We start from the raw sequence: 22,459 nt of genomic DNA on the forward strand, positions 1-22,459 counted from the left end.
AAGGTACAAGAAAGGAGATTCGAGTGAAAAAAGCTAGATTTGAGCGCTACAATCGTTATGGTTTATTATTCATTGCCCCATTTTTCTTAGCATTTCTAGTATTTCAGCTTTATCCAATCTTCTATACTATTTTTTTAAGCTTCACAGATTTGAAAGGATGGATTACAGAAGCCTCGATCGTCGGTTTCGAAAACTATGTCAATCTTTTGAACAATGCATTGTTCCTTCAATCAATCAGAAACACGTTGATTCTTTGGGGTGTGAATTTTGTCCCTCAGATTACGTTGGCGCTCCTTTTGGCTGCTTGGTTTACAAATCTCAAATTGAAGTTGAAAGGGACTGGTTTCTTTAAAATCATTTTCTATTTGCCAAACATTATTACAGCAGCGTCTGTAGCCGTTCTATTTTTTGCGTTGTTCAGCTTTCCGATGGGGCCGATGAATTTGGTCCTGACTCATTTAGGCGTGTTGGAGCGACCGTTTGATTTTTTCCGAAGTGTGGCAAGTACACGCTTGATTGTCTCTTTTATTCAGTTTTGGATGTGGTATGGACAGACAACGATCGTGCTTGTTTCAGGGATATTAAGTATCGATCAGTCGCTTTTCGAATCTGCTATGGTTGATGGTGCAAGTGATGCTCAGATTTTTCGAAAGATTACGTTGCCGTTATTGAAACCTATCATGCTGTATACTTTAGTGACGTCATTGATTGGGGGTCTGCAGATGTTCGATATCCCGTTTTTATTGACTAACGGAAATCCTGACAATAGTGTCAATACGATTACAATGTTCATCTACAAACAAGCGTTTACTGGTAGTCGGAATTTTCAGATTGCTGCGACAGCCTCTGTCATTTTGTTAGGGATGTCGATTCTTTTGAGTACATTGCTTTTCCGGTTTTTCCAAGAAAAGAGCAAAGTGAGGGGAAGAAATGGATAAACACTATCGGTTGCAACGTCTGCTGATTTATGGATTCATGTTGTTACTGACGTTTTTGAGTATTTTTCCCTTTTGGGTCGTTCTGATGAATTCCACACGTTCAGCAGAGCAAATACAACAAGGGCTATCCTTACTTCCGGGAACACAGTTAGCAGCGAATTGGCATGTTTTGAGGAATAAAGGATTCGATGTGTTCAACGGATTCCAAAATAGTTTGGTGATCTCAGCTGGTGCTACGTTATTGAATGTTTATTTCTCTGCCTTGACTGCGTACGGATTGATTGCTTATCGCTTCAAAGGAAAAAGGCTTGCTTTTGCCGTTATTCTTGGATTGATCATGATTCCTCAGCAGATCAGTATGATTGGTTTTTATCAATTTATGAATCGGTTGGATTTGCTGAATAGCTATATTCCATTGATCTTTCCAGCGATTGCATCGCCTACGACTGTCTTCTTTTTGAAACAATATCTGGAGACTGTCTATCATTCCGATTTGGCAGATTCAGCGCGTTTAGATGGTGCAGGAGAGCTGAAGATTTTCCATAAAGTGATGCTTCCTTTGATGAAACCGGGATTAGCGACGATGGCTATATTTTCATTCGTGACTACTTGGAACAATTTTTTGATGCCACTGATCTTGATCAACGATACTGACAAATTTACCTTGCCGATGTTGATCCAGCTGTTAAAAACCGATGTCTATCGTACAGAATTCGGCAGTATGTATCTAGGGATTTCTCTCAGTATCGCACCGCTTCTGCTGATTTATCTGTTTTTATCGAAGTACATTATAGGTGGCGTGACTGCAGGTGGGATCAAAGAATAGGAAAAACAGACATTGTCAGCAGTCGCTTTTGATATTTATAATAAAAACAAGGCAGGTGGTTAAATGTATATTTTAGGTATTGATCTAGGAACTAGTTCATTGAAGGGATTAGTAATGGATAGGAATGGGACGATCCAGGGTGCGGCGAGCGAAGACTATCCGTTGCTACAACCAGAAGCTGGATTTAGTGAACAAGATCCTAAAGACTGGATCCAAGCTTGTGGTCAAGTGATCGAAGAATTAGCTGAAAAAGTGCCAGATTTTACTCAAAAATTAGAAGGAATCAGTTTTTCTGGTCAAATGCACAGTTTAGTCGTACTAGATGAAGCAAACCAACCGTTAAGAAATGCGATTTTATGGAATGATGTGCGTACAACCAAAGAGTGTGAAGAAATAATGGAAAACTTTGGTGATCGATTACTTGAGATTACCAATAATCGCGCATTAGAAGGTTTTACGTTGCCTAAAATGCTATGGCTTCAAGAAAATGAGCCGGAATTATGGTCAAATGTTCGTCATGTTTTATTGCCGAAAGATTACCTTGGATTTTGGCTGACAGGAAACCAGCAGATGGATTATTCAGATGCTGCAGGTACGTTATTACTTGATATGGAAAGAAAAACATGGTCTGAGGAGCTCTTACAGACTTTCCATATCTCTCCTAAAATACTGCCTCCGCTTGTATCTTCTACTACTTGCATTGGATCGGTACGCAAAGAACTAGCAGAACAATTTGGTTTTCACAAAGAAGTAAAGGTATTTGCTGGCGGAGCAGACAATGCATGTGCTGCTTTAGGTGCTGGGATCATCCAAGATGGCGCAGCTATGGTCAGTATTGGAACCTCAGGAGTATTTTTGTCTTATGAGAAAAATAACCAAAAGTCTTATGAAGGCAAACTCCATTTATTCCATCATGCAATAAATGATGCTTATTATTCTATGGGAGTGACATTAGCTGCGGGACACAGTCTCAATTGGTTCAAAAAGACTTTTGCCAAAGGACTTTCTTTTGACGAACTGCTGCAAGGAATCGAAAAGATCGAGCCAGGTTCAAATGGATTATTGTTCACACCCTATCTCTCAGGAGAACGAACACCGTACGCCGATAGTCAGATACGGGGGAGTTTCATTGGTATGGATACTCGACATACACTTAGCCATTTTACCCGAGCGGTGTTGGAAGGAATCACCTTTTCATTGAAAGATTCGCAACAGTTGATGGAAGAACTAGCGAGTCGCAGATTTACACGTATTGTTTCGGTGGGAGGAGGCGCAAAAAATCTTGCATGGCTACAAATCCAAGCAGATATTTTTGATGCAACGGTCTATTGTTTAAGTGTGGAGGAAGGACCTGCATTAGGCGCAACAATGATTGCTGCACTAGGATTAGGGTGGTTCGATACACCTGAAAGCTGTTGTCAGACTTTTATCCAATATACAGATGCAGTGGAACCTCTCTCACAAAATGTAGAAAAGTATCGTAAAATCTATCAACAATACCGAAAAATCTATCCAGCAACGAAGGAAATCTGTCATAACTTATAATTTATAAAACAGAAGGGCTGTGACAAAAGTTTTGTCACAGTCTCTTCTTCTTTCTTGAATCTGACCACTTCTGTCACAACCTCTTCCATCTTCTTTATTTCAACCTTGGTTCGATTCTTTTCATCTCAGCAATCAATGCTTTTCTGCGCGGATATTTTTCTCGAAGTTCTTTGGTCAACAATTTAGCTGTCACAAGTCCGTTTGGCAAGCTAGCCATTTTTTCTATTTGGTTGCCAAGTTTTTGGTATTCCAATTTTGTCGCAAAATTAGCTACGTTTTGACGTAATTCAAATTCATATTTTTGTAATAACTGTTTAGGACAATAGTTTTTCAAGATATCAAAGTACCGATCGACCATGATCAATCTGTCTGTACTTTTTACATAATCCCACAATAAATCATAACAATCTTCTGCTGCATAAAAACGATCCACATTTTTATGATATTTAAGAGCTGAAAACAGTTCATTACGTATGATCGGCCATGTTTCAGGTGGACATGCGTTTTTTAGTTTTTCCAATGTAGGGAAGTGGACACTGTCAGATGCTAATAAACGTTTTTTCAAATTTTCTATTTTACTTGTATCATCCGTATTTTTTAAAGTAGAGCCAGTTGTTTTTTTGATGGATTTAGACTGCTTTTCCGCGTGTGTTTGTTCTTTTTTGTGGAGCTCGCCTTTTTTTACAGATTCTTTTCGTTTTTTGGCTATTTTTTTCTTTTGGCTAGCAAACTCTTTTTCCTGAAATTCTTCTTTCAGGATTTTTATGGAGTAGTTTTTTGAATAAGAGGCGTCAGTATGATCGACTTGGCAGACGAACCAAGAGAACATTTGCCTTTTTTCTGCACGGGGTACTTCTGCTAATAATTCTTTCCATAAATAATAACAGTCCTCTATCAGAAGAAGTGATCGTTCGTCCGCAGGCTCCAAATAGCATGTTTCAAGAGTAGCAATCACTTCATTGATCAATTCGAATGCGGGAAGATAGGCATTTTGCTGTATAAGCGACTCAACAGCTTCTTGGATGAACTTTCGCATCTCCATGATGAACTTCGCTGTTTTCCTGTTTTTATTTTTTCCGATAGGATGATCGTATTTGTGGGCGATCGTTGCTAATTTATCTGTGTAGTTTATTGCATGGAGCGGGATTTTCTCTTTGAAGCGTTCGATAAATTGCGGATGTTCTATAAGAATCTCTGTTAAAAGTTCCCGTACAAGAGAGGAACTAGCGGAAGAAACAAGGGAAGAGAGTTCGGAAAGCGAGTAGTTGGATTTTTTTATGGGTTGTTCTTCGTAAGCGAATAAGACAGCGGCCATGTGCTTGCAGTTTTTTCCTTCTATGGCATATAAACAATCGCAAGTCATATTCATCTTTTCATCCCATGTGATCACTACCTTATAATCTTCCGTGCCAGAAACTGTTGCAGTCAAGTGTTTGCTCGTATAGTTCAAATGACTGACAAACCCGTGCAGATGATAGCTATACCCGCGTTCCAAAATGTTTTCAGGAAAAAGCTCAAGCCAATTATTCATATAGTTCTCCTTTCATGAAACACTTGTTTATATTTAGTATAAAGAATCGTCAAAGAAAAAAGTAGCTGATTTTACTATATCTGTGAAGCAACTTTTTCTCGAATTGTCAAAAATTAATTCTGCGTTCCTTTTCTTAGATAATGGGAGAAAAAGTAAAAAAATAGCGTATTTTAAAAATGGAACTTTTTGTTTTTTTATTTATCTGGCAAAAATGAAGGAATTTTGTTGGAAATAAATAATTGTTCCAATTGATAAAAGAGGTATGATGTAACGCAAAGAAAGATTCAAGCAGCGTTCGTATCAACAGTCCGAATCGCCACTTGCTTTGTACAGTAGATAGTAAGCGGTTTAACGAAGGGGATAAAAGATATTTTTCCTGCTTTGTTAACTTAGAATGTGTCTTCCCCAAAATTCATTTTTTCTAAAGGTAAAACATAAGTAGGCAGATACTACCAATTATCCGTTACAAAACGCTGCTTGAGATTTTTCTTTAAATCCATACAAATTTTTCTATACCCGACTAAATTGGTTCCTGATTCATCAAGTAATTGACTTTCTTTGATAATATGATAAAAATGCAAGCAAGGAGGAAGATAAACATGCTTAAAGATCTGAACCAATTGATTGATTACATCGAAGAACATTTGACAGAAAGTCTTACCTATAAAAAAATAGCCGAAAATACAGGAATCTCTGAATATCAGTTAAAGCGCATCTTTACGTTTATTGCAGGGATGTCTCTGATGGACTATATCAAAAACCGTAGATTGGCTTTGGCTAATCGCGATCTTCTAGGTGGGGAAAAAGTAACAGAAACGGCGTTTAGATATGGATATGAAACAGTCGAGGGTTTTTCAAGAGCTTTTCGTGATTGGTCAGGTTATCTGCCTTCAGAAATCAGCAGATATGGCATACAAAAATCTTTTCCACGCTTGACATTTTTTATTGATGTCAGAGGAGGAAAATCGATGGAATTTCGTATCGAAAAGAAAGAACAGTTTTATGTGGTAGGTGTGGCGAAAAAAGTCCCTGTCCAATTTAAAGGAGTCAATCAAGAAATACAAAAGTTAGTGCAGACGATTACGGAGACTCAAAGGGAAGAGATGCACAAGTTAGGAGATTTATATCCACATCAAGTAATCAACGTTTCTTATGGATTTGATGGAGACCGCTTGGAAGAAAAGGGTAGTTTAATGCACATGATCGGCTTTGCTACAACAAAAGAAAATCCGTACGCCGATTTAGAAATGCTTGCTATAGAAGAACATACTTGGGCCATTTTTCCTAATAAAGGACCATTTCCTCAAACTTTACAAGACACTTGGGGGAAAATCTATGCAGAATGGCTTCCTTCTTCAGATTATGAGTTAGTTGAAGCTCCCGAGATCTCTTTTACAAAATGGGGAGAGGACTTTAGTCATGTTTACAGCGAGATTTGGATTGCAGTGAAAGCAAAAAAATAGTTAAAAAATGAAAGTATCCCTACAAGAAGAGCGTAATCGTGTCATTTCTCTTTAATTTTATGTAAGATGAACTTAACATAATAGAAAGGGTGGGAGAAATGGCAAAGTATAAGATTGAAGAAAAACCAGAGTTTGCAGTGACAGGTATTGGTGTGGAATTGAAAAGTAGCAATACAGATTTTGTCGGTTTGGCAGCAGAGAAGCAAGCCTTTGAGCAAAAAGTCATCAGTGACGGAACAATAGACACCTTGAAAAAAGCTGCTGAGAATCATTATTTCTTTACAGTCAACGAACCCTATGACGGGAAAATGATGTACTATGTCGGTGTTCAAACGAGCCAAGATGTTCCTAACACTACGAGAATCATCCCATTTCCAAAAGGAACCTATCTCGTTGTAAGCGATTCATCTGAGTCGCCTGAAGAACTAAGGAATGATTTGACGAATACGGCCTTTGGACATGTTTTAAGAGAAGTAGAAGATTACGCCTATGTTGGGGGACCGAATGCTGTCGTCGAAATGGGCGTTGCCGATGGGAAATACATTGGAGAAATCTGGATACCGGTAGTCAACAAACCATGATAATATAGAGGTCGTGAAAGTAGCGTTTTGACCTGAGCATTAGAGAGGAAAAATGGAAAATAGCTTTCCATATTTTGTATTTTTCAGAACTAATGCCGAGGGTCAGCTACTTGAACACCGTTTATCAAGACGTCATGACTTCAGCGCTTTGACCTGAGCATTAGAGAGGAAAAGAGGCATGACAAGGCTTTTGTCCCCCAGAGAATAAAAGAATTTATGTAGACGATTCTGATCAGAAAAATGCAGGCCCAATAGAGAGAATTATAAAAATCTCTCTACGAGGCCTGTGTTTTCTGGTCTTTTTTCTTTTTCCAAAACGGCTATTTTATGTATCAGACTATCAAGTGTGATCTTAGCCATTTCTTCTTCTGCTTTTTTCTGCAGCCGAGCGTAGCTTTCTTCTAAAGCTTCTTGGATATTTGCACCAACGACGCAATTTGGGTTTGTTTTTGGATCGACTTGGATAAGCTGTGTATTACCTTCAATGCTACGATAGACATCTAATAAAGAAATCTGATCTGGTCTTTTGGCAAGGGAAGGTTGCGGTTTTCCGGTTTTTGTAAGGATCAAGCCGGATTTTTTGAGCTGACTCATGATTTTACGTACATTTGCTGCATTTGTTTCGATACTACTGGCAATCATCTCACTAGAAAGCAATCGGGTATCTTGAAACATTTCAATATAGGCAAGTACATGGATTGCATCACTAAATTGCAGAGAATACTTCATCAATTATCATCCTTTCATTTTTTTTGCTTGACTTATCTTACCACACTCTTTATGATAAAGGTGTAATTTATAAATGTACAGCTATAAATCTTAACAAATAAAAAGAATAAGGAGTGGGAAATATGCATTATTTAGTAACAGGAGCAACTGGAGGTTTTGGTGGTTATGCGCTGGAATTCTTAAAAAAGATGGTTCCACAAAATGAAATTTATGCACTAGTACGTAGTGAAGAAAAAGGAGAAGCACTAAAAGAAGCTGGATTTAATATACGTATTGGTGATTATGGTGATTTAGATTCACTGAAAGAAGCATTGGAAGGAATAGATCGATTGCTTTTTGTTTCTGGCGTTCCAGGAAATCGCCAAGCCGAACATGAGAATGTAGTGAAAGCAGCACAAGCAGCTGGGGTATCTTATATCGCTTATACAAGTTTTGCAGATGCCGATCACTCAATCAGTGTATTAGCGCCAGATCACCAATTCACTGAAAAAACGATTAAGGATTCAGGTATTCCCCATACATTTTTACGGAACAATTGGTATGTAGAGAATGAATTACCTATCATTGGGCAAGCTTTAAAAACTGGTCAATTCGTTTATGCTGCAGGAAATGGAAAAACAGGTTGGGCATTGAAACGTGAATATGCAGAAGCCGCAGCAAAAGTACTAGTAGAGAATGACTCCCCAGAAATCTTAGAATTATCCGGCCATCTAACTGACTATGAAGAATTAGCCAAGGCATTAGCGCGTGCGACAGGTAAAGAGTTAGAAATTATTGAAGCAAGTGATGCAGCGTTTGTCGAAAATCTAAAAGAAGCCGGATTCCCTCAAGAAGCAGCTGACATGTTTTTAGCGATCCAACATGATATCAAAAAGGGTCAGTTAGCTGTTTCTTCTGATGATTTAGAAAAAGTTTTGGAAAAACCATTAGTCTCTCTTGAAGCAGCATTGAAAGAAATATTGGATTAGGAATAATGGATGATATAAAGAGGTTGTGAAAAAGCTGCTTAGTTTTGAGTATGAAGAAAAATTTTATGAAAATGGCTTTCCACATTTTTGCATAAATTTGACTTCATGCCGATAAACTGGTTTTTGAACACCGTTTACCAGAGGTTGTAAAAAAGCTGTTCTGCATCAAGTAATAAGAAGAGTCAAATAAAAATAGCTCTTCATATGTTTCGTTTGGCTGGACTTATTACCGCGGAGTTGGCAGGAGAACGCCGTTTTTATTCAGAAAAAGAAGCTGAGACAAGATTTTTGTCTCAGCTTCTTTTGTTTATCAATAAAAAAGTCTGGGGAAGACGATGGATCAGGCTTTATTGGAAACAGAGCCGATTTTATCATTTGCTTTTACATCACGTGCGGGTTCGATTTCTAAGCTTTGGACTTTGTCGCCATTTGTGAATACAACGACCATATCCGTGTTTTTGCCTGCAGATTGAATAGCAGCAAGATCAACTAAAGCAATCAATTGACCTCTTGCGACTTTTTGACCTTCTTCTACATATAAAGTGAATGGTTCGCCTTTTAAGTCAACAGTGTTGATGCCCATATGAAGCAAGACTTCGATACCAGAATCAGTTTGGATGCCAACGGCATGTTTCGTTGGGAAAATGTTTGTGATCGTACCAGCGATTGGAGAGAAGATTTCTCCATTTTCTGGTAATACAGCATAGCCGTCACCCATCATTTTTTCTGCGAATACATCATCTGAAACTTCAGTGATTGGAATCAGTTTCCCATTTGCGATAGCGTAAATATCTTGTTCGATCGTTCCACCGGCAAATGTTTCTGTTTTAACCACGGTGTTTGTTTGTGCAGGTCGTGCTGCAGCACCACCATGTAGTTTTGCCATCTCATCTGCGACGAATTGTACTTCTGTTCCTACAATAACTTGTGCGTTTTTCCCATCAATGATTTTCATTCCAGGTACGCCAGTGGCTTTGATTTTGTTTTGATCGATCAGGCCTGTATCTTTGACTTGCAAACGAAGACGTGTAGTACAGTTGTCGATTGAAGTTACATTGTCAGCTCCGCCTAATGCAGCGTAGATTTTGTTTGCTTGTGCAGCATATTTATTGTCTGAATTAGTCGTTGCAGTATCGTCATCTGAAAGATCTGCTTCCTCGCGGCCAGGAGTCATCAGATGGAATTTTTTGATAGCAAAGTTAAAGCCAAAGTAGTAGATCACTGCTGTTACTAACCCTTGGACGATCAACATCAAAGGCTGATTCGCAATCGGATTTTTCAAAGATAGGAAGTAATCGACAAATCCGGCACTAAAGGCAAATCCTGCTGTCCAATGGAAGAATGCACTCACTGCTAAAGAAATCCCAGTGAAAATTGCATGCAAGACATATAATGGCCAAGCAACGAACATAAATGAGAATTCAAGTGGTTCTGTTACACCAGTAAAGAATGAAGCAAAAGCTGCTGCTAACATCAATGAAGCTGTTTTTGCTTTGTTTTCTGGACGGGCATTTCTGTAAATAGCATATGCTCCTGCTGGAAGCCCGAACATCATGATTGGGAAAAATCCAGCTTGATACATTCCTGTTACGCCTTTTGTTCCTTCAGAAGCCAAGAATTTACCGATATCATTGATTCCAGCTACGTCAAACCAGAACACGGAGTTCATTGCTTGATGCAATCCTGTAGGGATCAGTAAACGGTTGAAGAAGCCATAAAGACCTGCACCAACCCAACCTAAACTCAAAATGAATTTAGCAAAAGAAACTAAAGCAGAGTAAACCGGAGGCCATACGAGCAGTAGCACTGCACTGATCAGCAGCATGACGAAGGCAGCCAAGATTGGCACTAAACGCTTGCCGCTAAAGAAAGATAAAGCCATCGGTAATTTTGCTTCGTGGAAACGATTATAAAGAGCTGCCGCAATCAATCCGGCAATAATACCAATAAATACGTTACTGATCTGAGCAAAAGATGGATCAACTGATTCTGGTTTGATATTCAATAAAGTAGCTACTGAATCAGTTTTTAAAACATTTACTGGAACTTCAAATGCAACCAAACCTGCCAAGGCAGCAGCACCTGATTTGTCCACTGACATCCCTAGTGCTAACCCAACGGCAAACAGCAAAGGTAATTGACCTAAAACTGCGTTACCGCCAGCTTGTAAAAAATGAGCGACAATGTCGTTACTATAAGATGCCCACCAGTTTCCGATCCCTACTAGTAAAGCAGCAGCAGGTAAGACCGCAACTGGGAGTTGAAGGGAACGTCCCATTCGTTGTAGATATGCTTTCAATTTTTTTCCTCCTCATGATTGTTAACATTTGTTTGTACGATTGCGCTTCTTAAACGCTCGATATGGATGGCCAAGTAACCCAGTTCTTCTTTCGTGATCGCGAGCTGGTATTCTTTGGTCAGCAACACACGGATTTTTTTAGAAATCTTATAGCTTTCTGGGTATTTTCGTTTGACCATTTCTACGATTTCCGTATCTAAGACAGCATATTGTTGCGCATGGGTTCGTTGTAGAAGCAGTCGTAAATGATTCACCAGTCTTGAATAATTCAGTGAAAATGGTTCTGAATGGATATCTGTTTCCAATTCTGATTCCACTAAATGGATGATATCAGATACAATCGTCACTTCACGGATACTGCGATGGTTATTATTTCGACCGCTTCGTCCGCTGTGGATGTGGATTGCGATATATCCTGCTTCGTCATAAGTGTATGGAATCCCAAGCTCTTTTGTCAGATATTCTACTGCCCATTGAGCAATACTGAATTCATCACTGTAAAGCACTTCGATTTCTCTCAAAAGCTTGTTGCGGATGACGATACCGTTATTGATGTTCTCCGCAGAAAAAGCAATGTGGTCGGTCAAAGCGATCAACACATGTTCATTCAGTTTCTCCATCAAGACAGTTTCCGCATGATCGATGATTGTTTCTGCTGCAAACAAAAAGCGTTCATCGATCTGATTGAGTAGATTTTGCAATTTGATTTGTCCTTCTGGCTCCATGACGAATATCCGTTCAATATCACGATCAAAGATCAAATCATTTCTTTTTCTGTCAAATCCAATTCCTTTTCCAATAGCTACTTTTTCCTGCCCACCGTCATCTACCAATACTGCATTTTGATTAAAGATCTTTTTGATTTTCATGCGCGCACCCTTTTTGAAGATTTGGTTTTCATGTTTGCTAGACCAGTTGATTGCGGCCAAACAAAAATAGACACGAAAAACCTCCTAGGGAAACCATGTTCCTCAGAGATTTTTCATGCCTAGTATGATCTAGTCACATGAAACGAATCATTGTTAACGTAATCATTTTATATAGACAGTTATGTTTTGTCAATTCTTTTTTTATAATTATAGTAATTTAATGGAATATATGAGGAACATTGAGAGCGCAAAATAAAGAAACGTATGTTATTTAATTATGAGCATTGACTTACTTTTACTTTTTTATTTACACTGTTATTTAGGAAAAGTTTCATATTTAAAGGAGAAAAAGAATGAAAGCAAGAAATTTATTATTTAGCGTTATTCTTTTAGGAAATCTAGCAGTTGCCAACACAACCGTGCTAGCTGAAGAAACGACAGCAACAGTCACAGCTCAGACAACGGGTTCTTCAGAAATAGGAATTGAAAACGATACAGAAAGTACGTTGCAGTCAGCTACTGTCTCCGAAAATACGGTTTCAACTGAAGAATCAACAACAGGGACAACAGAACAACCGCAAACGGAAGAAAGCACATCAGCAGAAGCTCAGAAAAATCCAGAGAATGCGGAAGAAATCACGAACCAATTGACAGATGGACAAACATTGACACATACCCATCAAGCAGATTTGTCTGAATTCGAAAACTATACTGGCTACGCTTTTTCTGCCCGCTCATCTGCTAATTCTCAACAAGCATTCATTGATAGTATTGCGTCCACTGCACAAAGCTTGGCAAGTGCCAATGACTTATACGCATCAGTCATGATTGCACAAGCAATCGTTGAAAGCGGCTGGGGGAACAGTGCCTTGGCTTCTGCTCCTAATTACAATCTATTTGGAATCAAAGGAAGCTATAATGGCCAATCTGTTACGATGCCTACTTCGGAATATGTAAATGGACAATGGATCACGGTAAATGCTGCTTTTAGAAAATATCCTTCGTACAAAGAATCATTACAAGATAATGTGACGGTATTGAAGACGACTTCTTTCCAGCCGGGCGTGTATTACTATTCTGGTGCATGGAAAAGCAATACGAACTCTTACAAGGATGCTACAGCTTGGTTGACCGGTCGTTATGCCACTGCGCCTAATTATGGTGCTACACTAAACAATGTAATCGAGACTTACAATCTGACGCAGTATGATACAGCACCAACTTCAACTTCTCCAATGTATCGTTTATATAATCGTCATACAGGAGAGCATTTGTATACATTGAATGCCGGCGAAAAAAATTATCTGCCAACTGTAGGCTGGGAATATGAAGGAATTGCTTGGCAAGCACCAAACAGTGGACAGCCTGTCTACCGTTTATACAATCCTTACAGCGGAGACCATCATTACACAATGGCGCAATCTGAGATCAACTCTTTAACAAAAATCGGTTGGCGCTATGAAGGTCTAAGTTTTTATTCTGGTGGTTCCAAGCCAATCTATCGACTATTCAATCCAAATGAAAAAACTGGTACCCATCACTATACCTTAAGTGCGAAAGAAAGAGATTGGCTAACGCCAATGGGCTGGAGATATGAAGGAATAGGATTTTATGGTTATTAAAAAGAGGTTGTGACAGAAGTGGTCAGCTTCAAGAAATTTCGGCTTATTCTTGAAGAAGGTACTTCTGGACCATCGTTTACTCAAAAAAGGTTGTGACAAGAATGTTGTCACAACCTTTTTTTATGCCCGTTCAATCAAATTGATCCAGCTTCCAATATTCGATCAGATTATTCAATTTTTGACCGTAATCAGGATCTGTCGCGTATGTTCCTGTTAATGCACGGGTAGCATCTCTATAAGAACGTGCATTGACTTTCCATGTCCCCGCATATCGGTTTGGATCCCAAGAAACACCATATCTTAATTTTAAGGCATTATCTAAGAAGGATTGGTCAGTGGACTGATAGACCCGAAATTTTGAATTGACAGGGACAACGACACCATTGATCACTTCGTTAGATATATGCCAGATATAGCCATACTTTCCTTCATCTTCGCCGTCTTTGAATTTCATCCCAAAGAAGTTATTCGCGTGCTGAGCTAGATAGCTTGTGCCATATCCTGTTTCTAGGATTGCTTGAGCCAACATGACAGAAGTATACAAGCCATGAGCAGGCGCGATACGATTCGCACTTTGGCTGACGGAATTGATGAATCTTCCCTGAGGTGTCTGATCGTTCACTTGTCCTAGAATCGTCAGTTGGTTTGGCTGATAGCCGCTTGGCCGCCGGTCGTTTTCAACAATGGTTAGCTGGATACCTTCAACAGGCAAATTCATTCTGACAGAGCCTGCTTTTTGTCCATTTGATGCCCAGCCTAACCAGCCTCTGGAACGAACAAAGGCACGATAATAAATATCATAGTTTTCAGCAAGTTCTCCTGTCAACTGAAAGGAAAAGGCTTGAAGAGAGCGATTTTGTCCAGTCGTTCCTGAGATTGCTCCATTGGCTACAGTTCTGGTCCAACCGCTGTCAGCTAGGTGTGAATCATATTGGATACCGCCAGTATACCTTGATGTTCCTAAATTTGCGCGAATCGCTTCAAATTGTCTTCCTTGATTTGCGTAGCTGATCGAGTTGTTCAGGCTCGTTTGGCTTACCCAGCCAATATTCGATACATGTCCTTGCAACGTGATTCTAGGTGGAGCTATACGAAAGGCGCGAGTAGTTGCACCAGGTGCGGCTCCACCTTTCCTTACTAATACAATTTGAATCGCTTCTGCACGGTAAGCATAGCCTTGTGTACCAGCTGATTCACCGTTCTTTGCCCAGTTCATCCAGCCGAATTCTTGTGCATGTACACGATAATAAACGTCATATCGGGTGCTGATTGTGCCAGTCAGATTGATGCGGATCGCCTCAATAGGCAGATTTTGTCCAGTCGTACCAGAAATCGTGCCATTTTGTGCCCAGTTGGTTTCCCAACCTTTGTTAGCGATATGGGATTGATAAGTGATACCGCCACCAATTGTATTTTCAGATAAACGCAGTTGCATTGCTTGAAGACTTAACCGTTGGCCAGTCGTACCAGCTTGATTAGCAGCATCTGTCTGGCCTAACCAACCTCTGTTAGTTACGTGAGTATTCGCCAATACGGATGGTTCCTTTTCGATATAAGAAATACCGTTGGTAGCAGGGCCGGAACTGTTTTTGTCCAATAATTGGATTTCAATTGCTTCGATTTGATGACCGTATCCAAGTGTTCCGGAAGGATTTCCGTTCATTGTCCAAGGAAGCCAGCCAAAATTTCGTACATGGACTCTATAATAAACATTGTAAGTTGCTGCTAATTGTCCAGTTAATCGAATATTGATTCCTTCAATCTGTTTGACTTGTCCAGTCGTTCCAGAAATAGCGCCGTTAGCTACCCAATTTTGCCATCCTGAACCTTGGACATAAGAGGTGTATTCAATAGCACCAGAGAGGGAGGATGAAAGATGGATACGAAAAGCTTCTACTTGTAAAGATTGACCTGTTGTTCCTGAAAGTTGACCGCTAGAAACATTTGGCAGCCAACCACGATTTTTGACATGTGTACTATAAGTAATAGATGGACGTGCAGTACGCAAGGTAGATTCATCTGTCTGTGGCACTTTGTTTTGCGGCTGGAAAGAAGAATCAGTTGTTTCTTTTGAATCAGATGCTGTACTTTCAGCTGTTCCTATCTGTTCATTTGAGGAATCAGTCTCTGCTGATACTGAACCCTCTGGTTGGAATTCTTTCTGTGGGACAAAAACGATTGAAGAATCCTTTGCTGTCAGCACATAAAACACTTGATTGCTGATTTGGACTGCTCTTTGTACGTGATAACTTTCTGAATGTGAAATGGTTTCCTCTGATTGTTCTAGCCAAGCTTGATCAAGGGACAGAGAGGCAACAGTTGATTCAGAAAGCTGACCTTGTGATGCTTCAACTGGAACTGTTTTTGGCTCATGAGCAGTTACAGAGTTCGCTGCTACCCATCCTTCATAGTTTGCTGTTTGGATATGTACCCAAGTCGTTTGATCAGATAACGCTACTTTATCTGTGATGAGGGCTGGTCCAGATATTTTTTGATGTTCTTCTTGGCGATAGAAGGTAGGATAAATATCTGTTTCATTCAGAGTCGTATAGGTTTCTGTCATACTTATATGTGTTTGAATGATAGGATCAGCTGAAACTTCCGAGTAATACGCACGTACGGAAGAAAGAAAATGCTCCTTGTCTAGAGTGATCGAATCGTCAAACATCAAGAAATCAGCTGATTTTTCCAAGGGTAAAGAATAGGTTTTGATTTTTTTTGCTACATAATAGGCCAGATAATTGGTGACTTGTTCTGTTGGCTCTGTTGGTATGACTAGTTGGATCGTTCCTTTATCCACACATTGTCCATCGGGTAGCTGGACATCAGTAGAGACAATCTCATACACACCTTGCGCATCAATGTAGCTATGAGTAGATTGCTGCTGAATGAACGATTCCTTTGTTTGTTTTGAAGCTGAAAGGTGGATTTTATCAGGTTTCATTTGTTCAAATCTACCATTTGCTCCTTGCAAAGAGGGATTTCCAGAGATTTTCGGCGGTGTGAAATTTTCTACTGCAGAAGAGCTGTCTTCTAGATTTTGATAGGAATTCTCTCCAGATAGGCTTGATTGGGATGGTGCGCTTTCATCTTCTGATAGGGCAGATGTTTCTGTTGTTTGAACATTTGACAAAACGGTATCAGCAAATACGAGACTATTAGGTAACAATGTCGCATTCACTAAGAGAAATACTGCGGCTAATCTTCTTTTTCTCATATCATTGTCCTCTCTTTCTTTTTTATTGTTCTTTCTTTTCATTCTACAAGAGATTTCTTTTATTTACACTCATTTCTATTGAAAGCCTTTGTTTTTTAATTTCACAGCTGATTCTTTGACTTTTTTCTTTTTTTATTCTATTATTGACAAGTCAATCGTTGACTAGTCAATTATTGGAGAGGAGGAAATTATGTCTTTAGAAGAGATTAGCCACCTTTTATATCAAATCAAATTAGCCGATCAAAAAATCGTCCAGATCTTTGAGGAAAATATCGGTATAAGTCTTACTAGATACGAGATCATGATGAGACTGAAAGAAGAAAATCCATTGCTGCAAAGCAGTTTGCAAGAAAAGTTGCAGATTGATCAAGGAGCAGTTACTCGTCATCTGAAGGTTTTAGAAGCAAACGGGTATGTTTCGCGTCAGAGAAATCCTCAGAACAACCGGGAAGTTTACGTAGCACTGACAGAAAAAGCCCAGCAGAAAATCGAGCATTGTGAAATGGACCATAAAGATACAGGTTCCGTGCTGTCCCCAGCTTTCAGCGATGTAGAGATGAAACAATTCCTAACACTTTTAGATAAATTGAATACCCAACTTTGCAATATAACAACAGAAACGAAAGAGGTTAATAATAATGGAACAAAAAAATGATTTTTCAACAATTATGACTGGTAGAAGATCCGTTCGCGTATATGATGAAACATACAAAATCCCACACGAAGAAATGCTGGAAATGATCAAAGAAGCGACGACTGCTCCTTCTTCTGTCAATATGCAACCATGGCGCTTTGTAGTCGCAGAAAGCGAGGAAGCAAAAGAAATCTTGCGTCCTTTGATCCGTTTCAATACGAGACAAAATGATACTTCTTCTGCAATGGTCATGATTTTTGGCGATATGCAATGTTATGAATATGGCGAAGAAATCTATAACCAAGCTTACGAATCAGGGAAGATGCCAAAAGAAGTCAGAGATCAACAATTAGCTGCGATCATTCCTTATTACAAGAGTTTTTCAAGAGAAGAAATGAACGATGTAGTCAAAGTCGATTCTAGCTTAGCGGCTATGCAATTCATGTTAGTTGCACGTGATCATGGCTATGAAACAAATCCAATTGGTGGCTTCGAAGCAGATCAGTTGGCAGAGGCATTTGGTTTGGATAAAGACCGCTATGTTCCAGTTATTATTTTATCAATAGGAAAAGCGGTAGAAGAAGGTTACGAGTCTGTACGTTTAGCACCAGAAAAGATCACTACGTTCAAATAAAAGGTTTTCAGTTACTGTTCAGTAGCTATTGCTTTTTTTGAATCGTGTGTGGTAACCTAATAAAAAAGGAGGTCGGAAAAATGACTGCATCGATGAAATTACGTTTTGAACTTTTGAATAACAACTAAATAAATTCAAAAGACATGTATAAACAACAATTTCATGGGTGGAGTATGTCCATTTTTTCGAACGACAGTAGAATAGGTGAAAGCTATGACAGATTTGATGATTTAGTCATAGTTATTTCGTTCAGAGTAGGAAAAGATGTTATGCAGTTTTTTTGCAAACAGATTTTTCTGCTCTTTTTTAGTATCGATATTGTTGTTTTACATGAAATAGGAGTGTAAAACATATGGAAAATTTAGCAGTAAATATAACAAACCTGCAAGTTCGTTTTGGTAACCAGTTAGAATTATCTATTGATTCTCTTCGTGTCTATCAGCAAGATCGGATAGGAATCATAGGGGAAAATGGAGTCGGTAAAACAACGTTGCTGAAACTGATAGTCGGTGAACTTATCCCCAATCAAGGGAAAATCCAAACAGAGATCACTTTCAACTATCTGCCTCAATTAACCTATCTTGCTGAGGCAAAGGACCTAAATTTGGAATTAGCCAGTCATTTCCAGTTGAAACTGGAAGAAACTTCGGAACGGAAATGGAGTGGAGGGGAAGAACGAAAGATCGAGTTGATACGTCTTCTTTCTTCTTATGAACAAGGGATGCTTCTAGACGAGCCGACAACCCATCTAGATAGAAAAAGTATGGATCGACTAATTGAAGAGCTTCGTTATTATTATGGCACGCTGATTTTTGTTAGTCATGACCGCTATTTTCTAGATGAGTTGGCAACGAAAGTCTGGGAAGTAAAAGACGGAGAAATCCGAGAGTTTCCGGAGAATTATAGTGCCTATCTCACTCAAAGGGAATTGGAGAAAAAGACTCAGCTACGAGAAGCAGAGTCGATCATGAAAGAGAAAAAACGATTGGAAAAATCGATCCAAGAAAAGAAAAAACAAGCGGAAAAGTTAGAAAAAGTGTCCAGTAAAAAGAAAAAGCAACAAATCAGACCGGATCGGTTGTCTTCCTCTAAACAAAAAGACAGTGTACAAAAAGCCATCCAAAAGAATACGAAAACATTAGAGAGAAGACTCCAAAAAATAGGAGAAACAACCAAACCGCAACAGATGAAACAAATCCGTTTTCCAGTACCAAAATCTCTTGAACTCCACAATCGTTATCCAATCATGGGACAAAATATCCAATTGGAAAGAAGCGGAAGAACATTACTGATAAATAGCGATTTTCAATTTTCTTTAGGTAAAAAAATCGCGATTGTCGGCGAAAATGGATCAGGTAAGACAACTTTATTGGAACATATCCGCAAACAAGGAGAAGGAATCCTTCTCTCTCCGAAAGTAAGCTTTCAAGTATATCAGCAAAAGGATTATCAAATGACATCTGAAGAATCCGTCATTCGTTTTGTCATGAGACAAACAGAGTTTTCGGAATCACTTGTCCGCAGTTTGTTGAATCATTTAGGGTTTGCTCAGGAAACTCTGACGAAACCGTTGTGTACGTTAAGTGGGGGAGAAGCGACTCGTTTGACGATTGCTTTGCTTTTTACTAAGCCAAGTAATGTGTTGCTGTTAGATGAACCGACTAATTTCATTGATGTGGCAACGATCGAAGCTTTAGAGCAGCTGATGCAAGTATATCCGGGAACGATTTTGTTTACTTCACATGATTCCTACTTTGTCGAGCGTACGGCTGATGAAGTTTATGAAATAAAAGGGCAGAAAATAAAAAAAGTACTTACGAGAAATTTTTAAATGTGCTACGATGATTTTCGTGACAAATTTAAAGGAGTGGTACAGATTGCCTACAAATAAAAAAGAAGGAATAATTTTTACAACAATGATGTGTTTTTTGATGGTCTTGGGAATGAGCGCGTATAATTTATGGTTGCATCAAGATCTTCATTTATCAAGTTTATTGATTGGTCTAGTGCCTGGATTCGTGGTGGCTTTCATTTTGGATGTCTTCATCATCGGTGTGCTGGCGAAAAAAATTGCCTTTAAACTACCAGTAAATCCAGAAAGCAAGATCCAAATGATCTTAACTATTTCCTGCTTGATGGTTTTAGGAATGGTCACATGTATGTCTTTGTTTGGTGTGATCATGGAACAAGGAATACCTGATCAATTATTCTCTGCTTATATGAATGCTTGGAAAATGAATGTGATTGCCGCTTTACCGTTGCAGTTGATTATCGTTGGCCCACTTTCAAGAAGTGTGTTGAAAGCCATTCAAAGCAATGAATAATGGAACACTGTTTATTTGAAAAAAAGGTTGTGACCTGCTTTTTGTCACAGTTCCTTCAATGCAGTTCTAGAAAGAAAAATGATCCGAACGATAGGTTTTTGCCTGTCTTTCGGATCGTTTTTCTTTTTCAGCTGTATCGTTCTTTTAGTGAAGATGATTCGTTGCTTAATAGATAAATCTAGAAAGGTTCTGTTTATCCATTACTCAAAAAACGGCTGCATTTGTTCTCTTACTTGCTGACACCATTGGAGTTCCTGCTGACAAAGCATGATTCGACGCTGGATCACAACATAACGTCCAAATTCTTGTCTCTTGTCTAGCGAGAGGTCATTCAATTTTTTTTGATTTTTTTGCATGATTTTGTTCAGTTGTTGTTCTCTAGTGAATAGCAGTCCAGTAGCTGTTGTTTTGTCGAGTGTCGAAAAAGCATAGATTTTTGCTAAAAATTCATCTTTTTGCGTAGGAGCTGGGGTCTCCTCTTTGATCCATTCCTCTACAAGGGCACGTCCTTCATCAGTCAAGTGGTAGATCTTTTTTTGAGAATGCTCGTCTTTGTCCAAAACGGTCACATAACCCTGTTGGTCTAACTTAGCAAGCGTCGTATAGATTTGACTGTGATGAGCTTCCCAAAAAATCGTGATCAGCTGCTTCAATTCATACCCAGAACGCGGTTTGGATAAAAGCACGCATAATAATATATAGGCTAAAGTATTCATAAAAATCCTACCTCTCGTCTTATTTTCTTTATTATATCACAGTAAAGTTTCCATGTTTTACATGTGCATATTGACATGTAAAATAAATCATGTATGATGCTAATAGAGAGAAAGGGATGGAAATATTGGAGAATCAAATAGATATACAAGAACAAACAAATGAAGAAACAAAGGGGAAAAGTTCGGCGCTAGTTGTAGCAGCTACCTGTATGATCGCTTTTATGGGAGTGGGCCTGGTAGACCCGATTTTAAAAACGATTGCTGCACAGTTAAACGCTACGCCAGCTGAAACGACCCTGTTATTTACTAGTTACATGCTAGTCACTGGTGTGGTGATGCTATTTACAGGTTTCTTATCTAGTCGGATTGGCTTGAAAAAAACATTGATGACCGGATTGTTTATCATCGTTGTATTCGCTGGTCTTGGTGGATTATCTGGCAATATCGGTATGTTGATTGGGTTACGTGCTGGCTGGGGTGTCGGGAATGCTTTATTTGTCTCTACTGCTCTAGCAACGATCGTCAGTATTTTAGTCGGTAACACAGAAAAAGCAATCATGATGTATGAAGCAGCACTTGGCTGCGGAATGGCAGTTGGTCCTCTAGTAGGTGGAGTCTTGGGCAGTGGTTCATGGCGTTATCCATTTTTTGGGGTAGCATTTTTGATGTTTTGCGGTTTTATAGCCCTAGCGGTACTTTTACCTGAAACTGAGAAACCAAAGAGAAAAGTAGGCCTTTGGGAAGGTGTCAAAGCGTTAAGCAATCATAAACTTCGTTCAGTTGGACTGATCGCATTGTTATATAATTTCGGATTCTTTACTTTACTTGCATATGCGCCATTTTTATTGATTGGCTATTCTGAATTAGAGGTCGGTTTTGTATTTTTTGGCTGGGGTGTGCTTCTGGCTATTGCTTCGATTTTCGTTGCACCGGCTCTTGAGCGGAAGTTTACGACTTATCGGACGATTTTAGCTGCATTTGTCTTATTCATTATTTGTTTGCTGTTATTAGGAGCTGGTACTTCTATGCCAGTCCTTGTACCGATCAGTATTGTGTTAGCAGGATTTTTCCAAGGGATCATTAATACATTGTTGACGACGATTGCTATGGAAATACCCGGTCTGCAACGAAACGTTGCTTCTTCCAGCTATAGTTTTGTCCGCTTTTTCGGTGGAGCTTTAGCACCATTTATTGCAGGTGTGATCGGCGAACATATTGGTGAAAGCTATGCGTTTTATTTTGCAGGTGCCATTGTTCTTATCAGTGTATGTTGTATCATTTATCACCGTAATTATTTTGCTACAAATGAAGAAAAATAAGAAACTAAAGGTTGTGAAAAAGCTGTCCTGCCTCAAATCATAAGAACAGCCAAACAAAAACAGCTCCTCCTATTTTTCGTTTGGTTGGACTTATTACCGCAGATGCAATCTTTTGAACACCGTTTATCAAGAGGTCGTAAGGCTGCCGTTCAGCTCCGAGTCACAAGGAACAATTTCAAAAAACAGTTTCTCATGTTTGTTGAATATCGTGACTTGTGACCGAGGAGTTGGCAGGCGAACACCG

The 22,459-nt window shown here is 39.1% G+C and carries 17 protein-coding genes and 1 pseudogene; 12 read left to right on the top strand and 6 right to left on the bottom strand.

Annotated elements, in window-relative coordinates:
- Positions 1 to 23: 23 nt before the first annotated feature.
- The 3 genes from OZZ83_RS07640 (at position 24) to xylB (ending at position 3,309) form a co-directional block, all read left to right on the top strand.
- A complete protein-coding gene (locus tag OZZ83_RS07640; RefSeq protein WP_252706746.1) occupies positions 24 to 938 on the top strand; it encodes a carbohydrate ABC transporter permease in 915 nt (304 codons plus the stop codon).
- A complete protein-coding gene (locus tag OZZ83_RS07645; protein WP_002320451.1) occupies positions 931 to 1,764 on the top strand; it encodes a carbohydrate ABC transporter permease in 834 nt (277 codons plus the stop codon). Before OZZ83_RS07640 ends, OZZ83_RS07645 begins: the two co-directional genes overlap by 8 nt.
- A 63-nt stretch (positions 1,765 to 1,827) precedes the next feature.
- Positions 1,828 to 3,309: a xylulokinase gene (gene xylB, locus OZZ83_RS07650; protein WP_002335291.1), complete on the top strand. Its 1,482-nt coding sequence runs from the start codon at positions 1,828 to 1,830 to the stop codon at positions 3,307 to 3,309.
- Between the two features lie 688 nt (positions 3,310 to 3,997).
- On the opposite strand, the pseudogene OZZ83_RS07655 reads toward xylB, so the two are convergent.
- A pseudogene (locus OZZ83_RS07655) lies at positions 3,998 to 4,840 on the bottom strand (SWIM zinc finger family protein); the annotation flags it as partial.
- A gap of 599 nt (positions 4,841 to 5,439) precedes the next feature.
- Between OZZ83_RS07655 and OZZ83_RS07660 the strand changes: the two are divergent.
- Positions 5,440 to 6,303: an AraC family transcriptional regulator gene (locus OZZ83_RS07660; protein WP_002310485.1), complete on the top strand. Its 864-nt coding sequence runs from the start codon at positions 5,440 to 5,442 to the stop codon at positions 6,301 to 6,303.
- A gap of 98 nt (positions 6,304 to 6,401) precedes the next feature.
- Positions 6,402 to 6,884: a GyrI-like domain-containing protein gene (locus OZZ83_RS07665; protein WP_002310484.1), complete on the top strand. Its 483-nt coding sequence runs from the start codon at positions 6,402 to 6,404 to the stop codon at positions 6,882 to 6,884.
- A gap of 261 nt (positions 6,885 to 7,145) precedes the next feature.
- Here OZZ83_RS07665 and OZZ83_RS07670 read toward each other — a convergent pair whose 3' ends face one another.
- Entirely contained in the window at positions 7,146 to 7,613 is a 468-nt protein-coding gene (locus OZZ83_RS07670) for an Rrf2 family transcriptional regulator (protein ID WP_002314309.1), read from the bottom strand.
- Positions 7,614 to 7,735: 122 nt separating this feature from the next.
- Between OZZ83_RS07670 and OZZ83_RS07675 the strand changes: the two genes are divergently transcribed.
- Positions 7,736 to 8,581, top strand: a complete 846-nt coding sequence (locus OZZ83_RS07675) for an SDR family oxidoreductase (protein WP_002314310.1) — start codon at positions 7,736 to 7,738, stop codon at positions 8,579 to 8,581.
- A gap of 340 nt (positions 8,582 to 8,921) precedes the next feature.
- Here OZZ83_RS07675 and nagE read toward each other — a convergent pair whose 3' ends face one another.
- Complete coding sequence (gene nagE, locus OZZ83_RS07680) at positions 8,922 to 10,880, bottom strand: N-acetylglucosamine-specific PTS transporter subunit IIBC (RefSeq protein ID WP_278023586.1); 1,959 nt, start codon at positions 10,878 to 10,880, stop codon at positions 8,922 to 8,924.
- Positions 10,877 to 11,749: a PRD domain-containing protein gene (locus OZZ83_RS07685; RefSeq protein ID WP_002310480.1), complete on the bottom strand. Its 873-nt coding sequence runs from the start codon at positions 11,747 to 11,749 to the stop codon at positions 10,877 to 10,879. Before OZZ83_RS07685 ends, nagE begins: the two co-directional genes overlap by 4 nt.
- A gap of 353 nt (positions 11,750 to 12,102) precedes the next feature.
- Between OZZ83_RS07685 and OZZ83_RS07690 the strand changes: the two genes are divergently transcribed.
- A complete protein-coding gene (locus OZZ83_RS07690; protein WP_104841604.1) occupies positions 12,103 to 13,371 on the top strand; it encodes a glycoside hydrolase family 73 protein in 1,269 nt (422 codons plus the stop codon).
- 130 nt (positions 13,372 to 13,501) lie between these two features.
- Here OZZ83_RS07690 and OZZ83_RS07695 read toward each other — a convergent pair whose 3' ends face one another.
- Positions 13,502 to 16,630: a glucosaminidase domain-containing protein gene (locus OZZ83_RS07695; RefSeq protein WP_002320449.1), complete on the bottom strand. Its 3,129-nt coding sequence runs from the start codon at positions 16,628 to 16,630 to the stop codon at positions 13,502 to 13,504.
- Between the two features lie 148 nt (positions 16,631 to 16,778).
- Here OZZ83_RS07695 and OZZ83_RS07700 point away from each other — a divergent pair, with 148 nt between their 5' ends.
- The 4 genes from OZZ83_RS07700 (at position 16,779) to OZZ83_RS07715 (ending at position 20,180) form a co-directional block, all read left to right on the top strand.
- Positions 16,779 to 17,243, top strand: coding sequence for a MarR family winged helix-turn-helix transcriptional regulator (locus tag OZZ83_RS07700; protein ID WP_002310476.1), 465 nt, complete (start codon positions 16,779 to 16,781; stop codon positions 17,241 to 17,243).
- Positions 17,227 to 17,856 (top strand): nitroreductase family protein, encoded by a 630-nt coding sequence (locus OZZ83_RS07705; RefSeq protein WP_002310475.1) that lies wholly within the window; start codon positions 17,227 to 17,229, stop codon positions 17,854 to 17,856. Before OZZ83_RS07700 ends, OZZ83_RS07705 begins: the two co-directional genes overlap by 17 nt.
- A 352-nt stretch (positions 17,857 to 18,208) precedes the next feature.
- Positions 18,209 to 19,687 (top strand): ABC-F type ribosomal protection protein Msr(C), encoded by a 1,479-nt coding sequence (gene msr(C), locus OZZ83_RS07710; protein ID WP_002314314.1) that lies wholly within the window; start codon positions 18,209 to 18,211, stop codon positions 19,685 to 19,687.
- Between the two features lie 46 nt (positions 19,688 to 19,733).
- Positions 19,734 to 20,180 carry a DUF2798 domain-containing protein gene (locus OZZ83_RS07715; protein WP_002310470.1) on the top strand — a complete coding sequence of 149 codons (447 nt, stop codon included), beginning with the start codon at positions 19,734 to 19,736 and terminating at the stop codon, positions 20,178 to 20,180.
- Positions 20,181 to 20,380: 200 nt separating this feature from the next.
- Here the strand turns inward: OZZ83_RS07715 and OZZ83_RS07720 are convergent, their stop codons facing one another.
- Positions 20,381 to 20,896 carry a PadR family transcriptional regulator gene (locus OZZ83_RS07720; protein WP_002310468.1) on the bottom strand — a complete coding sequence of 172 codons (516 nt, stop codon included), beginning with the start codon at positions 20,894 to 20,896 and terminating at the stop codon, positions 20,381 to 20,383.
- 116 nt (positions 20,897 to 21,012) lie between these two features.
- Between OZZ83_RS07720 and OZZ83_RS07725 the strand changes: the two genes are divergently transcribed.
- Positions 21,013 to 22,215, top strand: coding sequence for an MFS transporter (locus OZZ83_RS07725; protein WP_002320448.1), 1,203 nt, complete (start codon positions 21,013 to 21,015; stop codon positions 22,213 to 22,215).
- Positions 22,216 to 22,459: the final 244 nt, after the last annotated feature.

This window comes from Enterococcus sp. E5-162, assembly GCF_035725965.1.
Taxonomy (GTDB): Bacteria; Bacillota; Bacilli; order Lactobacillales; family Enterococcaceae; genus Enterococcus_B; species Enterococcus_B lactis.

Bases quoted from the DNA above. Each gene is read 5' to 3' on its own strand.
- OZZ83_RS07685 (WP_002310480.1), bottom strand. From the start codon at position 11,749: ATGAAAATCAAAAAGATCTTTAATCAAAATGCAGTATTGGTAGATGAC.
- OZZ83_RS07660 (WP_002310485.1), top strand. From the start codon at position 5,440: ATGCTTAAAGATCTGAACCAATTGATTGATTACATCGAAGAACATTTG.
- OZZ83_RS07720 (WP_002310468.1), bottom strand. From the start codon at position 20,896: ATGAATACTTTAGCCTATATATTATTATGCGTGCTTTTATCCAAACCG.
- OZZ83_RS07705 (WP_002310475.1), top strand. From the start codon at position 17,227: ATGGAACAAAAAAATGATTTTTCAACAATTATGACTGGTAGAAGATCC.
- OZZ83_RS07645 (WP_002320451.1), top strand. From the start codon at position 931: ATGGATAAACACTATCGGTTGCAACGTCTGCTGATTTATGGATTCATG.
- OZZ83_RS07690 (WP_104841604.1), top strand. From the start codon at position 12,103: ATGAAAGCAAGAAATTTATTATTTAGCGTTATTCTTTTAGGAAATCTA.
- OZZ83_RS07675 (WP_002314310.1), top strand. From the start codon at position 7,736: ATGCATTATTTAGTAACAGGAGCAACTGGAGGTTTTGGTGGTTATGCG.
- OZZ83_RS07725 (WP_002320448.1), top strand. From the start codon at position 21,013: ATGGAAATATTGGAGAATCAAATAGATATACAAGAACAAACAAATGAA.
- OZZ83_RS07665 (WP_002310484.1), top strand. From the start codon at position 6,402: ATGGCAAAGTATAAGATTGAAGAAAAACCAGAGTTTGCAGTGACAGGT.
- OZZ83_RS07670 (WP_002314309.1), bottom strand. From the start codon at position 7,613: ATGAAGTATTCTCTGCAATTTAGTGATGCAATCCATGTACTTGCCTAT.
- xylB (WP_002335291.1), top strand. From the start codon at position 1,828: ATGTATATTTTAGGTATTGATCTAGGAACTAGTTCATTGAAGGGATTA.
- OZZ83_RS07695 (WP_002320449.1), bottom strand. From the start codon at position 16,630: ATGAAAAGAAAGAACAATAAAAAAGAAAGAGAGGACAATGATATGAGA.
- OZZ83_RS07700 (WP_002310476.1), top strand. From the start codon at position 16,779: ATGTCTTTAGAAGAGATTAGCCACCTTTTATATCAAATCAAATTAGCC.